The organism is Enterobacter sp. P82, assembly GCF_037053385.1.
In the GTDB taxonomy this organism is placed as follows: Bacteria; Pseudomonadota; Gammaproteobacteria; order Enterobacterales; family Enterobacteriaceae; genus Enterobacter.
Map to the genome: position 1 here is coordinate 1,048,223 of NZ_JBALHX010000001.1, position 14,973 is coordinate 1,063,195.

At 53.7% G+C, this 14,973-nt stretch carries 14 protein-coding genes and 1 pseudogene; 12 read left to right on the forward strand and 3 right to left on the reverse strand.

Features of this window, described 5'->3' with window-relative positions; genetic code table 11:
* Positions 1-99 precede the first annotated feature (99 nt).
* From WB237_RS04890 to WB237_RS04935, 10 genes and pseudogenes are all read left to right on the forward strand, one after another.
* Entirely contained in the window at positions 100-1,101 is a 1,002-nt protein-coding gene (locus tag WB237_RS04890) for an LLM class flavin-dependent oxidoreductase (RefSeq protein WP_336210891.1), read from the forward strand.
* Entirely contained in the window at positions 1,098-2,219 is a 1,122-nt protein-coding gene (locus WB237_RS04895) for an amidohydrolase (protein WP_336210893.1), read from the forward strand. Before WB237_RS04890 ends, WB237_RS04895 begins: the two co-directional genes overlap by 4 nt.
* A 16-nt stretch (positions 2,220-2,235) precedes the next feature.
* A pseudogene (locus WB237_RS04900) lies at positions 2,236-4,499 on the forward strand (NtaA/DmoA family FMN-dependent monooxygenase).
* Between the two features lie 9 nt (positions 4,500-4,508).
* Positions 4,509-5,018 (forward strand): GNAT family N-acetyltransferase, encoded by a 510-nt coding sequence (locus tag WB237_RS04905; RefSeq protein WP_028018880.1) that lies wholly within the window; start codon positions 4,509-4,511, stop codon positions 5,016-5,018.
* Positions 5,019-5,027: 9 nt separating this feature from the next.
* Positions 5,028-5,954: an amino acid ABC transporter permease gene (locus tag WB237_RS04910; protein ID WP_108089815.1), complete on the forward strand. Its 927-nt coding sequence runs from the start codon at positions 5,028-5,030 to the stop codon at positions 5,952-5,954.
* A complete protein-coding gene (locus tag WB237_RS04915; RefSeq protein ID WP_336210896.1) occupies positions 5,938-6,711 on the forward strand; it encodes an amino acid ABC transporter ATP-binding protein in 774 nt (257 codons plus the stop codon). Before WB237_RS04910 ends, WB237_RS04915 begins: the two co-directional genes overlap by 17 nt.
* Before the next feature lie 9 nt (positions 6,712-6,720).
* Positions 6,721-7,608 (forward strand): ABC transporter substrate-binding protein, encoded by an 888-nt coding sequence (locus WB237_RS04920; protein WP_336210898.1) that lies wholly within the window; start codon positions 6,721-6,723, stop codon positions 7,606-7,608.
* Positions 7,609-7,649: 41 nt separating this feature from the next.
* Positions 7,650-8,267 carry a glutathione S-transferase family protein gene (locus tag WB237_RS04925; RefSeq protein WP_336210901.1) on the forward strand — a complete coding sequence of 206 codons (618 nt, stop codon included), beginning with the start codon at positions 7,650-7,652 and terminating at the stop codon, positions 8,265-8,267.
* A gap of 37 nt (positions 8,268-8,304) precedes the next feature.
* Positions 8,305-8,535 carry a tautomerase PptA gene (pptA, locus tag WB237_RS04930; RefSeq protein ID WP_049007315.1) on the forward strand — a complete coding sequence of 77 codons (231 nt, stop codon included), beginning with the start codon at positions 8,305-8,307 and terminating at the stop codon, positions 8,533-8,535.
* A gap of 183 nt (positions 8,536-8,718) precedes the next feature.
* Entirely contained in the window at positions 8,719-9,720 is a 1,002-nt protein-coding gene (locus WB237_RS04935; RefSeq protein ID WP_336210903.1) for a Kdo(2)-lipid IV(A) acyltransferase, read from the forward strand.
* Between the two features lie 44 nt (positions 9,721-9,764).
* On the opposite strand, the gene WB237_RS04940 is transcribed toward WB237_RS04935, so the two are convergent.
* Positions 9,765-11,450: an NAD-dependent malic enzyme gene (locus WB237_RS04940; RefSeq protein WP_336210905.1), complete on the reverse strand. Its 1,686-nt coding sequence runs from the start codon at positions 11,448-11,450 to the stop codon at positions 9,765-9,767.
* A 32-nt stretch (positions 11,451-11,482) separates the two neighbouring features.
* Complete coding sequence (locus WB237_RS04945) at positions 11,483-12,430, reverse strand: AEC family transporter (protein ID WP_336210907.1); 948 nt, start codon at positions 12,428-12,430, stop codon at positions 11,483-11,485.
* 410 nt (positions 12,431-12,840) lie between these two features.
* Here WB237_RS04945 and WB237_RS04950 point away from each other — a divergent pair, with 410 nt between their 5' ends.
* Positions 12,841-14,166: a 2-hydroxycarboxylate transporter family protein gene (locus WB237_RS04950; RefSeq protein ID WP_336210910.1), complete on the forward strand. Its 1,326-nt coding sequence runs from the start codon at positions 12,841-12,843 to the stop codon at positions 14,164-14,166.
* Between the two features lie 34 nt (positions 14,167-14,200).
* On the opposite strand, the gene WB237_RS04955 is transcribed toward WB237_RS04950, so the two are convergent.
* Complete coding sequence (locus WB237_RS04955) at positions 14,201-14,662, reverse strand: winged helix-turn-helix transcriptional regulator (RefSeq protein WP_028018890.1); 462 nt, start codon at positions 14,660-14,662, stop codon at positions 14,201-14,203.
* A 60-nt stretch (positions 14,663-14,722) separates the two neighbouring features.
* Between WB237_RS04955 and WB237_RS04960 the strand changes: the two genes are divergently transcribed.
* Complete coding sequence (locus WB237_RS04960) at positions 14,723-14,959, forward strand: tautomerase family protein (RefSeq protein WP_129995711.1); 237 nt, start codon at positions 14,723-14,725, stop codon at positions 14,957-14,959.
* The last annotated feature ends 14 nt before the right edge of the window (positions 14,960-14,973 follow it).

The following is a 14,973-nucleotide window of genomic DNA, read 5'->3' on the forward strand; positions in this document are numbered from 1 at the left end:
ATATCTGATTTCCGGCAAACTAAATGTAAATTAATTGTTTCTCAGTAGTGAAATACGCCTTTAATAATGTCGCCATGTTAAGTCAAACGAGAACGCAACATGTCATGGCGAATCAGCATTCTGGATAAAAGCCCTATCGCTGAAAACGAAACCGCTGCCGATGCACTGGCGCGTACTTTGACGCTGGCGCAACAGGCAGAGAACCTGGGTTATCACCGCTTCTGGATTGCCGAACATCACAACACACCTCAGCTCGCCAGCCCCTCACCGGAACTGCTGATTGCCTGGATCCTGGGACAAACAACGCGCATTCGAGTGGGGTCGGGCGGCGTCATGCTCCAGCACTATAGCCCGTATAAAGTTGCCGAGAATTTTAACGTTCTGGCCGCCCTGGCGCCGGGTCGCGTTGATCTCGGCGTCGGAAAAGCCCCGGGCGGGCTGCCACTCTCGACCCGCGCGCTGCAGCAGGGTCTGAATCAACAGGAAAAGGGAAGCTTTGCCGAACAGCTGGCTCATCTTGACCACTGGATCCGCCCAGAAAACCAGGCTGCGGAAGAGGTTGTTCGCGCAACGCCGCTACCGCCCGTACCTGCACAGGGTTTTCTGCTGGGCGCGAGTGCTGAAAGCGCGCTACTGGCCGCAAAACTCGACTGGCACTTTGTTTTTGCTGCGCACCTGAATGGCGATCCTGACCTGCTGCGCGAGGTGATCGCCACCTGGCGTGAAAACAGCGTCCGCGACGTGATGGTGGCGGTGCAGGTGATTGTTGCGCCGACGCAGGCTGAAGCAGACGCACTTGCGCAGAAGGTGGAGGTGTGGGGCGTTGAGCTGGCAAACGGTCAGCGTGTCACTGTGGCCAGTGAAGAACAGGCTTACGCTTTTGCACGTCAGGCGGGCAGCGAACCGGTACGTATTGCCCGTCGGGCCCAGTCTCTGCTGGCCGGTACGGCTGAATCAGTCCTGGAACAACTGAACGCCCTGCATGAACAGTGGGGCATTGACGAATTCATTATTGATACCCCGGTTGCGGATGGCGTTGCGCGCGTGCAGTCCCTGCGTCTGCTGGCCCAGGCGCGGCTTAACAAGGAGGTCACGGTATGAGCTTTGGCGAACAACTGATTGCCTGGCGGCGCGAGCTGCATCAGAACCCGGAATTGTCAGGTCAGGAAGTAGAAACCACCGCACGCCTGCACCAGTGGCTGACAAAGGCAGGCATAACGCCGTTGCCTTACGCGCTGCCAACCGGTCTGGTGGCGGAAATCGGGACCGGTGACAAGCTGATTGCGCTACGGGCAGATATAGACGCCTTGCCGATTGAAGAGCGCAGCGGGGTACCGTTTAGCTCACAGCGTGCGGGCGTGATGCATGCCTGCGGGCATGATATCCACACCAGCGTGATCCTTGGGGCCGCGTTAAAACTGAAAGAGCGGGAAGCCTCGCTCAACGGCCGGGTGCGAATCCTGTTCCAGCCTGCCGAAGAGAACTTCGGTGGCGCGAAAAGCATGGTTCGGGCCGGCGCGTTGCGTGATGTCAGCGCGATTTTCGGCATGCATAACGAACCTTCGCTGTCGGTCGGCGAGTTCGCCACCCGTGGCGGGCCATTCTATGCCAACGTCGACAGATTTGTGATTCGCATAACCGGTAAAGGCGCGCATGCTGCCCGGCCACACGAAGGCAACGATGCGATTGTTCTGGCGAGTCAATTGGTGACCGCTCTGCAAAGCGTCGCCAGCCGTAACGTCAATACGCTGGATTCGGTGGTACTGAGCGTTACGCGTATTGCGGGTGGGAATACCTGGAACGTGTTGCCAGAAAGTGTCGAGCTGGAAGGCACACTGCGCACTCATCGTACGGAGGTGCAGCAGAATGTTAAAACCCGCGTGGAAGAAATCGCCGCCGGGTTTGCCAGCGCCTTCAGCGCACAGATTGATATTACCTGGTACGCCGGGCCCACCGCGCTGGTGAATGATGAACGCTGGGCAGATTTTGCCACCTCGGTCGCCCGGGAAGCGGGATATGAAACCCGGCATGCGGAACTGCATATGGGGGGAGAAGATTTTGCCGTCTATTTGCAGCAGATCCCGGGGGCATTTGTCAGCATTGGCAGCAATAGTTCGTTTGGTTTACACCACCCGGCATTTAATCCGGATGAAGCCCTAATTGAGCCGGCTGCCCGCTATTTTGCACAGCTTGCGGAAAAAGCCCTGCAACACGTTTAATTCAGAAGAGGTAAATATGTCTGCAACCCGACAATTGCGGCTGGGGACCATTTTGCATGGTGCATCCGGGAATATGTCAGCCTGGCGCCACCCGGTGGCCACCGCTGATGCCAGTATTAATTTTGAATTTGTAAAAGCGACGGCATTAAAAGCGGAAGAGGGGAAACTCGATTTCTTATTCGTTGCTGATGGCCTTTATATCAACGAAAAATCGATCCCGCATTTTTTAAATCGTTTTGAACCGCTGACGGTATTGTCCGCGCTGGCAAGTATCACCTCACATCTGGGGCTGGTGGGAACCTTATCCACCTCTTACAGCGAGCCCTTTACCACGGCGCGCCAGTTCGCCAGCCTTGACCACCTGAGCAACGGGCGTGCGGGCTGGAACGTGGTGACCTCGCCGCTGGAAGGTTCTGCGAAGAACTTTTCCCGCGAAAAGCACCCGGAACATGCCCTGCGTTACCGGATTGCAGACGAGTATCTCGACGTGGTGAAAGGGCTCTGGGACTCCTGGGAAGGTGACGCCTTTGTACGCAATAAAGAGAGCGGTCAGTTTTTTGACCCGGCCAAACTGCATGCGCTGGATCACCACGGTGACTTCTTCCAGGTCGCCGGACCGCTGAATATTGGCCGTACACCACAAGGGCGTCCGATTGTCTTTCAGGCGGGCGCGTCGGATGACGGTAAAAGACTGGCGGCGAAACATGCCGACGCCATTTTTACCCATCACGATACGCTCGACGAGGCAAAAGCTTTTTACCGCGACGTGAAGCAGCAACTGGAAACTAACGGACGCCGCGCGTCAGATCTGCATATTTTCCAGGGCGTCAGCGTGGTTGTCGGAAAAGACGCCGATGATGTGGAAAACCAATATCAAACGACGGCGGCGCTGGTGTCGATTAATGATGCTTTGAACTACCTCGGGCGTTATTTCGAGCACCATGATTTCAGCCAGTATCCGCTCGACGAACCGTTCCCGGATATCGGTGATTTAGGTAAAAACAGCTTCCGTAGTACTACCGATGAAATCAAACGTAATGCCCGGGAGCGCAACTTAACCCTGCGTCAGGTGGCGCTTGAGGCGGCTTCACCGCGCCCACGTTTTTCCGGTACGCCGGAGCAGGTGGCGGACGGTCTGCAAGCCTGGTTTGAGAATTATGCGGCTGACGGATTCATCATTCAGGGCGGTACGCCGGACACCTTCCCACGTTTTGTTGACCAGGTAGTGCCCGTTTTACAAGCCCGTGGCCTGTTCCGTACCGAATACCCGGGCACCACGCTGCGCGAAAGTCTGGGCTTAGACGAACCCCAAAACCAGTTCATAAAACAATAAAAGAGAATACCGCTATGCAGAAAAAAACGCTTATTCTGGCGCTTGCGCTGGCCTTTACCCCTGCCGTCTGGGCAGAGAATGTGAACATTAACGGTACTGGCGTCAGCATTGAGGCCAATAAAACACCGATCAACACGACTAAAAACAGTGATGCAGTAGCAAAACTGCCTAAGGATTATCGGTTTGCCGTGCCGGGGAAATTTACCGTCGCGGTGGCAGGGCTGAATCAACCGCCGCTGACGGTGTTTTCAGATGACAACAAAACGCTGCTGGGCAGCGAGGTTGATGTCGCCCGTCTGGTGGCCGACAGCCTGGGCCTGGAGCTGAACGTAGTGCCCACCTCCTGGGAGGACTGGCCGCTGGGCGTGGCCTCCGGTAAATATGACGCGGCCATCAGCAATATCACGGTCACTAAAGCGCGCAAAGAGAAGTTTGATTTTGCCACCTACCGTAAGGATTCCCTCGGCTTCTATGTGAAATCGACCAGCCCTCTGAAGTCGATAGAGAAAGCAGAGGATATTGCCGGGCTGAAAATTATCGTCGGCTCAGGCACCAATCAGGAGGCCATCCTGCTGGCCTGGAATGACGAAAACCTCAAGAAAGGGCTCAAACCCTTTACCCCTGTCTACACCAAAGACGATGCGGCGCAAACGCTGGCACTCCAGTCAGGACGTGCGGATGCCTATTTTGGTCCAAACGTAATAGGCGCGTGGAAAGCGGCGTTAACCGGTAAAACCAAACTGGTGGGCAGCGTCGACGGTGGTTGGCCGAAGGCGGCGCACATCGCGGTGACGCTGAAAAAAGGCAGTGGCCTGGTCGAGCCGGTGCAAACCGCACTTAACGGCGTCATCAAAAACGGTGATTACGACAAAGTGCTGAACCGCTGGGGAGAAGGTGTGGAGCGTATTCCGCAGTCTGAAGTAAACCCGGCGGGTCTGGGTGACTAAGGAGGGGCTATGAGCGAACAATTCCGGGATGTGTCACCAGAAGATGCGGATCTTCAACCTGTTATCGAGGGGCTGTTTGGAGAATATGCGGCCCGCTACGGTGACTACTTCTCTAAAGACGCTGAAGTGGAACTTACCGAGTGGTACTTAGCGCCGCAGGGGCTGTTCATCGTGCTGGAGCGCGATGGCGAGATTATTGCCACCGGCGCATACAAACCCTTTGACGAACGCACCGCTGAAATTAAACGTATCTGGACAAATAAATCCCTGCGTCAGCAGGGACTTGCTGGCCGGGTAGTGGCGGAACTGGAGCGCAGGGCGGTGCTGGCCGGTTACAGCCAGATTTACCTCACCACCGGTTTTCGTCAGCCGGAGGCGGTCAGGCTCTATCTCAGCCAGGGGTACCAACCCCAGTTCGATCTCAACCGCAATCCGGAAGAGTATAGCCAGCCACCGTTTGACGGTCGGCTGCGTTTCACCAAAACGCTGGTACGCGAAGCGTTCAGTAAAACCGCATGAGGAACGACGATGAGCAACGTTGAAACCATTAAGGTGGTCCCGGCGCGTTATCCGCTGCGGGCCGTTGGCGCCGCGGTAGCGCTGTTTGTGCTGGCGGTCGTGATTCAGTCCGTAGCCTTTAACCCGCGCTGGGAGTGGGCAGTGTTCGCCCGCTGGTTCTTTGACCCGGTGATCCTTGAAGGTGTAGGGCAAACGCTTCTGCTGACGCTGATCGGCACCGCGCTGAGCGTGGTGATTGGCGGCATGCTGGCCCTGGCGAGGCTTTCTTCATCCTGGCTGTTGAGCAGCCTGGCGTGGGGTTACATCTGGCTGTTTCGATCGTTACCGCTGATCGTGGTGCTGATCATCCTGTACAACTTTTCCTATCTCTACGACACACTCTCGCTCGGCGTGCCGTTCACCGGCATCACCTGGGGCAGCTTTGAAACCATCAACGTGCTGGGGCAGTTTTCCACCGCGGTAGTGGGGTTAACCCTCGTTCAGAGCGCCTATACCGCAGAGATTATTCGCGGCGGATTTCTCGGCGTTGACCACGGGCAATACGAAGCTGCCGCTGCGCTTGGTCTGCCTGCATGGCGACGCACGGTGCGCATCATTTTGCCCCAGGCTCTGCGCACCATTCTGCCGTCGGGATTCAATGAAATCATCAGTCTCGCCAAAGGTACGGCGATGGTTTATGTCCTGGCGATGCCGGAACTGTTTTACACCATTCAGATGATCTACAACCGTACGCAGGAGGTGATCCCTCTGCTGATGGTGGGGGCTGCCTGGTATCTGGTGATTACCACCGTTTTGTCCGCTATACAGCATGTCGTTGAGCGCGGTCTTGCCCGCAGCGAACGCCGTTCAGCCGTTAATCAGAACCGTGCGGCCAGCCGTACCCGGTCTGTTACCACCTCGCCAGCACAGGAGCCCATCCATGCAAGCCTCTCCTGAAGGACACATTTCCATTACCGGGGTCAGTAAGTTTTTTGGCCGCCACAAAGCGCTCGACAACGTCACGCTTGAAATCCCTCCGGGATCGGTCACGGTGATCCTCGGGCCGTCCGGCTCGGGTAAATCGACCCTTCTGCGCACTATTAACCATCTGGAGCGAGTCGACGAGGGTTTTATCCAGATCGACGGGGATTATATTGGCTATCGCCGTCAGGGAGACAAACTCTACGAGCTGAAGGAGAAAGAGATCCTCAAACAGCGTGTCAACGTGGGCTACGTGTTCCAGAACTTCAATCTCTTTCCGCATCTCACGGTGCTGGAAAATTTAATTGAGGCGCCTGTCGCACATAAGAAACTCAGCAAAAAAGAGGCGGTGGAAAGAGCGTACAGCCTGCTGGACGTGGTCGGGCTGCGGGACAAAGCCGATGCCTGGTCCCGCCACCTCTCCGGCGGTCAGCAGCAGCGCATTGCCATTGCTCGTGCGCTGGCGTTACGTCCTCGCGTGATGCTGTTTGATGAACCCACCTCGGCTCTCGACCCGGAGCTGGTGGGGGAAGTGCTGGATGTGATCAAAAAACTGGCCCGATCCGGCACTACGCTGGTGGTGGTGACCCACGAGATTGGTTTTGCCCGGGAAGTGGCAGATCAGGTGGTGTTTATGGTCGACGGTAAAATAGTGGAGCAGGGCAGCAGTGACGAGGTTTTAAACCGCCCGTCGCACCCGCGAACGCGCCAGTTCCTGTCAAAAGTGCTGTAAGGAGCGCAGATGAAATATGGACTTCTGGCGGGGCTGATCTTTTCGGCTGCCAGCCACGCAAGCTTAGATTTAACAGCAAACGAGCGACCTCTGCCGGTAACGGTCGATCCCCAGGCGGCGGCAAAGATACCTGCGGATTATACGTTCGTTGAACCGGGAACACTGACGGTGGCCATTTCGGCGCTGAACTCTCCGCCGCTGGCGCTGCTTGCCAGCGATAACCGAACGCGGATTGGCAGCGATCCGGATATTGCTCGTCTGCTGGCGGGCAGTCTGGGGCTAAAACTGAAGCTGGTACCCACGGCCTGGGAAGACTGGCCGCTGGGGATCACCTCCGGGCGCTATGACGTGGCGCTGGTGAATATTGCAGTAACCGAGCAGCGGAAAGAGAAATTTGATTTTGCGACCTATCGCGTCGATTCACTGGCCTTTTCGGTGAAATCCACGAGCGAGATTCAGTCAATCAAAAGCGCGGAAGATCTGGCAGGGAAGAAGGTGATTGTTGGCTCTGGCACGAATCAGGAACGTATTCTGCTGGGCTGGAACGAAGAGAACAAAAAGGCAGGGCGTGAACCTGCGCTACCGGTCTATCTGACCGACGATGCCTCGGGCAATCTTTATATTCAGTCCGGCAGGGCAGATGTCTTTTTCGGACCGCAGTCGGTGTCGGCGTATAAAGCTGCACTGACAGGCAAAACCCGCGTGGTCGGTTTAGGGCCGAAAAAAGCCTGGGTTGCCACCACGACCAAAAAAGGGAACCAACTGGTTTATGCTCTGCAAGCCGCACTGGACGGGGCAATTAAGCGGGGAGATTACCAGAAGGTGCTGGCGCGCTGGGGAGAGCAGGGCGAAGCAGTGGAGCGCTCCGAGGTCAACCCGCCTGGGATAACCTACTAAAGGTGCTCTACACTTAGGGTTTTTATCCCTGAGGGGGCAACATGATTAAACTCTATGGCGTACCCGGCTGGGGCTCGGCAATCAGTGAAGTGATGCTAACCCTGGCTGATATCCCTTATCAATTTATCAACGTGGACGGGTTTGACCAGCCCGGTCCGCAGCGTGAGCTGTTGCACAAGCTGAACCCGCTGTGCCAGGTGCCCACGCTGGAGCTGGAAAATGGGACCATCATGACAGAAACCGCGGCGATTGCTCTGATGGTACTCGATAAATGTCCCGACCTTGCTCCACCTCCAGAACAGGCCGAACGCCAGCAGTTTCAGCGTTTACTGATCTGGTTTGTCGCCAATGTTTATCCCACCTTCACGTATGCCGATTATCCCGAGCGCTGGGCGCCAGATGCGCCGGAGCAGCTGCAGAAAAATTGCATTGAGTACCGTAAATCGCTCTATCAGTGGTTTGACAGTCAACTCAAGGCGAGCCCTTATGCGCTGGGTGAACGCCTGACGCTGCTTGATGTGTATATTGTGGTCACGCGCACCTGGGGGCCTCGTCATGAATGGTTTGCCGCGAATACCCCGAAGATAACAGCGATTGCGGATACAGTTACTCAGCTTCCGAAACTGCACAAGGTGTTAAAGGCAAACAATATTATCTGATAACGTGGAACCCTGGCTCATAACTGGAAACCTGCACATGCCACATGTAGATATCAAATGTTTTCCCCGCGATTTGAACGACGAACAAAAAACTGCGCTGGCGGCGGATATAGCCGACGTCATCATTCGCCATTTCAACAGCAAAGACAGTTCCGTGTCGGTTGCGCTGAACCAGGTAGCGCCGGAAGACTGGAAAGCCCAGGTCTGGGATACCGAGATAGGTCCGAAGCTGGATGAGCTGATTAAGAAGCCAGGGTATTCGATGTAAATCTTTTGCCGGGGAGCGGATAAGTCCTCCCCGGCTCAACTTTCCGTTTTTCGCAAAAAACGATAAAAATGCGTTTTGTCTTATCCGCTACACTTAACGTTTCTGACTGACTTATTATTAATCCTTAGGAAAGATCTACACCAGAATCAATTAAGGACAGACACGTTAAAGGATAATTTTCAGATGACAAAATTACCCCGTTTTTCATTCGCCTTTCTTCATCCCCGTTACTGGCTAAGCTGGGCAGGCATTGCCGCGCTGTGGCTTATCATGCTGCTCCCTTATCCGCTTCTGTTCAGAATTGGTCATGGTCTTGGTCGACTGGCGATGCGCTTGCTTCCCCGCCGCGTCGAAATTGCCCGCCGCAACCTTGAGCTTTGTTTCCCGGAGATGAAAAAGGCGGAGCGAGAGTCATTGCTGCAGCATAATTTTGAATCGGTAGGAATGGGGGTGATTGAAACCGGAATGGCATGGTTCTGGCCTGCGTGGCGGGTTAAGAAATGCTTTACCGTTAGGGGCTATGAGCACATGGAAACGGCGCGGGCGAAAGGTAATGGCGTGGTGCTGGTGGGAATGCATTTTCTCACACTTGAGCTGGGCGCGCGGATATTTGGCATGCTCAACCCCGGTATTGGCGTATATCGTCCTAATAATAATGCCCTGCTGGACTGGCTACAGACGCGAGGGCGTCTGCGTTCCAATAAATCCATGCTCGATCGTCATGATTTAAAAGGCATGATCCGCTCGCTGAAGCAGAATGAAATTTTGTGGTATGCCCCGGATCATGACTATGGCAAAACCAATAGCGTCTTTGTGCCGTTCTTTGCGGTTCCGGATGCCGCGACGACCGCTGGAAGCTATATGCTGGTCAAAAGCGCTAAGCCCGCCGTCATTCCCTTTGTGCCGCGCCGCAGGGCGGATGGCAGCGGTTATGAACTGATTATTCTGGAGGATATCAGCGAGGCGTTGCAGGGGGGAGATAAAGAATCTGTTGCGACGCAGATGAACAGAGCGATCGAACAAGCGGTACGCATGGCACCAGAACAGTATATGTGGTTGCACCGGCGCTTCAAAACGCGTCCTGAAGGGGTACCTGATCGGTATGCCCGTCTGAAACAGGCGGCAACTCGGGGTGATATTCTCTCCGCCAGCGATTTTTCTGACCGCTCAGGCGCACAGCACTAAAACCACAGCGATGCCCTCACCCTGCGGTGAGGGCATGACCGGCGCTACAGCGCGGATCGGCGGTACGGCGCATAGTCCGCCTGCCACCAGGTCTTCTCAATGCGCGCCAGCAGGGTTTCATCATCTAACGATGGCGCTATGCCTTGTTCAATCGCGGCCCGGGCGACGGCAACGGCAATCTGGCGCGAGACCGTTTCAATCTGATCTACCGGCGGCAGCAATCCTCCTCTTTCTGTGGTCACCAGCGGTGACTGCGCGGCGAGGCTGCGGCTTGCTGCCATCAGCATCTCTTCCGTCACCCGGCGCGCGTTACAGGCCAGAACGCCAAGCCCCAGACCCGGGAAATTATAGGCGTTGTTACACTGAGCGATGTCGTACTGCTCATTCTGCCAGAACACCGGGGCAAACGGGCTGCCGGTGGCCACCAGTGCGGCACCCTGGGTCCACGCGATAAGATCCTGCGGCTGCGCCTCTGCCCGTGATGTCGGGTTCGAGAGCGGCATGATAATAGGGCGTGGGCAGTGACGATGCATCTCTTTCACAATCTCTTCACTGAAGAGTCCTGGCTGACCTGAAACACCAATCATCACCGTTGGATGCGCGTTTTTTACCACCTCCAGCAGGGAGATATTATTGGCTTCTACCTGCCAGTGGCTAATCGCATCACGCGCGGTGAGAAGGTTTTTCTGGAAGTCGAGCAGGTTGGTCATATCGTCGGTCAGCAAGCCAAAGCGGTCGACCATAAAGATCCGGCTGCGGGCTTCGGATTCGGTCAGACCGTCATCAACCATCAGTGCCACAATTTTTTCTGCGATTCCGCATCCGGCGGAACCGCTGCCCAGGAAGACGACACGCTGATCGCGAATGCGTGTGCCCGCTGCATGGGCTGCTGCAATCAGCGTACCTGCGGTGACGGCTGCCGTTCCCTGAATGTCATCATTGAAGCAGCACAGCTGGTCGCGGTAGCGCTGGAGCAGTTTAGTGGCGTTTTTCTGCGCGAAGTCTTCAAACTGCAGAAGAACATTTGGCCAGCGTGCTTTGACGGTGCTGACAAACATATCCATAAATTCAGCGTACTGATCGTCGCTGATGCGCGGATGGCGCCAGCCCATATACATTGGGTCGTCCAGGTGTTGCTGATTATTCGTCCCGACATCCAGCATAATGGGCAGGGTGGAAGCCGGATGGATCCCGCCGCAGGCGGTATATAACGACAGCTTACCAATCGGAATACCCATTCCCCCGATACCCTGATCGCCAAGCCCCAGAATACGTTCCCCGTCGGTCACTACAATCACTCGAATATCGTTGCGCGAGAAACTTTGCAGCATCTCATCAATACGATGGCGGTTAGGCCATGAAATAAACAACCCACGAGCCCGGCGGTAAATGGTGGAGAAATGCTCGCAGGCTTCACCTACCGTCGGAGTATAGATAATCGGTAATGTCTCTTTCAGGTGCGAGCGTAAGAGATTGTAAAACAAGGTCTCATTGGTATCCTGAATATTACGCAGATACACATGACGGGAAATATCACTTTTAAAATGACAGAATTGTACCCAGGCGCGTTCCGTTTGTTCTTCAATGGTTTCAACGTTGTGAGGCAATAAACCATGCAGGTTAAAATTATCACGTTCTTCTTTGATGAATGCGAGACCTTTATTTAACAACGGGTTTTCCAGTAATACGGCCCCGTTATAGGGAGTGTACAGAATTTCTTTGCGAGACATGGTTGACTCCTGAATTTTTTAAATAAAACAGATTAAGAGATTAAATAGATCATAATGCCCTCAGTCAGTACGCCGACGGCAGTGCCAATTAATATGGAGGATGAGGCAGTATCAATATAGGTGTCGCTGCGTATGGCAAACATACCTGCGGCGATAGCGGAAGGCGTCGCACCAATAATAACAACCTGCTGGAGTAAGGTATGGCTAAGACCAAATGCAATACCGGCTACGGCCATGATGGCGGGTTGAATGAGGTTTTTAATACTGATATTGGTAAATGTCTGCACATTCAATTTTGGACGTTCACCGTAAAATAACAGGCCGAGAGCAAACAGCGACAGTCCACCGGAGACTTTGCCAACCATCTCAATAGGCATACTGAGAATTGACGGGATCTGTACGCCAGCAAGGCTGAGCAATACACCGGAAACGGGTATCCAGACGATAGGATTACGTGCCGCTTTGATGAGGTTTTGTATCACCATCGCGCCAGGATGCAGCGCGTCCAGGCCATCATTACTGTTCTTATCTCCCATACGAATCAGGACGATAGTCAACGGGATCATGATAACGCTGGTGATGATGTTGCCAATCAGTACGCCAATGAATCCTTCCGGCCCAATCAACACCGCAAGCACGGGTGCCCCAAAGTAGGCCATATCCGGAAAGGCACAAACCAGAGACTGAATGGCGCTGGTTTTGATATCGTGGCGAAAAACAAAACGTGAAATAAATAATGTCAGTAAATACGAACCCATTAAACCGACTACCAGAACCGCCATAAACGTCAGGTTCTTAATTTTTCCCGGATCGGTATGCAATGCGCCAATAAAAAGATGAAAAGGAAGTGCAAAACGAATCACCACGGTCGCCATAACGTTTGCATCTTCACGTCGGGAATATCCGAGTTTCCCGCTTAGCCACCCAAGTAGCATTATAAAGACGAGCGGAAACAGCGACTGTAATAGTAATGAAGGCATAGTATTTCCTGTAGGGTATTTTATGTGTTTTGTTGCAGCGCTAATCTAGCGGTTAGATAGCAGGGTAAGAGTGACAATGGTCACACTCTCTCTGGTTTTATTAATTTCAAAATGGTTGCATTAGTTGGATAAGTAATAGGGCCGGCAAAAATTGATTAGGCACAAGAAAATGACAAAGACTGACATCAGTAACTTTAGTTACTTAATAATGAATAAAGTTACTTAACGGGAAAGGGTTGTATTGTTCACACTTCTCTCAGACCCCGCATGTTATTTTTTTACACTGAGCCTGTTTTTAGAAAAGGCCACGTAAGTCTTTAATTGATATTTAAGAACATTTATCCGTACTGGAATAACTCCGTGTTTATTCCTTTTCTTTGCATATCCGAACACAATTATCAGGTGATTATATGAAAGATAATCCTGTACCGACTTCTGAGTTGTCGTCCACGCGTTTTGCCTTTGGGCTTTACAATACCGAGGTTGGCGCCGTCCCGTTGATGCTATTCGTCGGGATCGCTGCCATTGTGGCGACCTCTGCCTGGGCAGGCTTGCTGCCGAAAAATATGATCGGCGGACTCGCAGTCATCATGACCCTTGGTTTTGCGTTTGCGAAAGTGGGGCGGCAAATCCCGTTGCTGAAAGACATCGGCGGCCCGGCAATCCTGTGCCTGATGGTTCCCTCCGTACTGGTCTATTTTGGTGTCTTCGAAAAACACACGCTGGATACGGTGCATCTGTTGATGAAAGAGGCAAATCTGCTCTATTTCGTCATCGCCTGTCTGGTGGTAGGGAGCATTCTGGGGATGAACCGGATACTGCTTATCCAGGGGATGATGCGCATGTTTATCCCGCTGGTGGCCGGGACTTTCATGGCGGTACTGAGCGGGCTCATCGTGGGTTCATTGTTTGGCTATACCCCGTACCACACGTTCTTTTTTATCATCGTGCCGATCATTGGTGGCGGGATTGGTGAGGGGATTTTGCCGTTGTCCCTGGCCTATTCGGCAATCCTTGGTCATACGCCGGACATCTATGTTGCTCAACTGGCGCCTGCCGCGGTGGTGGGGAATATCTTCGCCATTATTTGTGCAGGCTCGCTGGCGCGTCTCGGAATGAAACGTCCTGCATTGTCGGGTAATGGCATGTTAACCCGTAGCAAAGAAGACAGCAGCCTCTTTGCGGGCGCGGACAGTGCTCAGCAGACAGATTTCCATTTGATGGGAGGTGGGTTACTGATGGTGTGCGCATTTTTCATCGTCGGCGGGTTGTTTGAAAAACTGGTACATATTCCCGGTCCGGTGCTGATGATCCTGATAGCCGTATTGTGTAAGTACTTCAAGGTGATCCCGGCCTCAATGGAGCAGGGCGCGCAAAGTTGCTATAAATTCGTCTCGGCTGCGCTCGTCTGGCCACTGATGATTGGTCTGGGAATGTTATACGTGCCGCTTGAGAGCGTGGTGTCGGTCTTCTCGGTGGGCTACGTGGTGGTATGTGGTTCGGTAGTGATTGCGATGGCGCTAAGCGGCTATTTTATTGCCTCGCGTCTGAATATGTATCCTGTAGAAGCGGCCATTGTCACCTGCTGCCACAGTGGTCTGGGCGGGACAGGGGATGTGGCTATTTTGTCTGCCTCTAACCGAATGTCGCTCATGCCGTTTGCACAGATTGCCACCCGTATCGGCGGCGCATCGACGGTGATCATCGCCACGCTGCTGATGGGCTGGATTATGTAACGTAGCAGGGGTAAGCCGGGTAACACCCCCGGGCTTACCCCTTTGTTGTCGGCACAATCTGAACATGGTTTTGTTTCACCTCATGACCCTGCGCATTCACATAACCAATATGCACTGGATCGCCGCTTTCTTTATCCACCAGGGTTAAATGCGGTGCGGTGTGTAAAACGTGTTTGTGTCCCCATTCCATCAAAGATAAAAGCACCGGCGCAAGGGTGCGGCTTTTGTCGGTAAGCTGGTACTCATACCGTTCCCGTGCTCCCTCTTCCCGGTAAGGTATACGGGAAAGCAACCCCAGTTCTGTCATCAACTTTAAACGTGTCGCTAACGTCTGTTTCGTTATTCCGGTATGTATTCGCATGGTTTCGAAACGCGTCACGCCGTAAAACGCCTCTCTCAGAATCAACAAAATCCATTGATCGCCCACGATTTTTGCCCCTTCAGCCAGACCGCACAGTTCGGGCGAGAGGTAAGGCAACAATTTATCTTTTGACACAGGATGTTTTCCTTTTTAATCTAGGTATGATTTTTAGACCTTGCTTATAGGGAGAATACAATGCCTTTTGTAAATGTACAAACGATTAAAGGGATAATGGATGCTGAACAGAAGAGCGAGCTGTTGCGCCGAATGACGGACTTAATGGTGGAAATCGAAGGGAAAGGGGATCCGGAGTTCCGGCGCTCAGTCTGGATCCGTATTGATGAGCATGACCCGGAGCAATGGAGCCTGGGGGGATTACAGCCTACCGCTGAAATGATTGCGAAGAAATTCGCGTCGACGCAGGCGTCCTGATAAGTGGCCGGGAG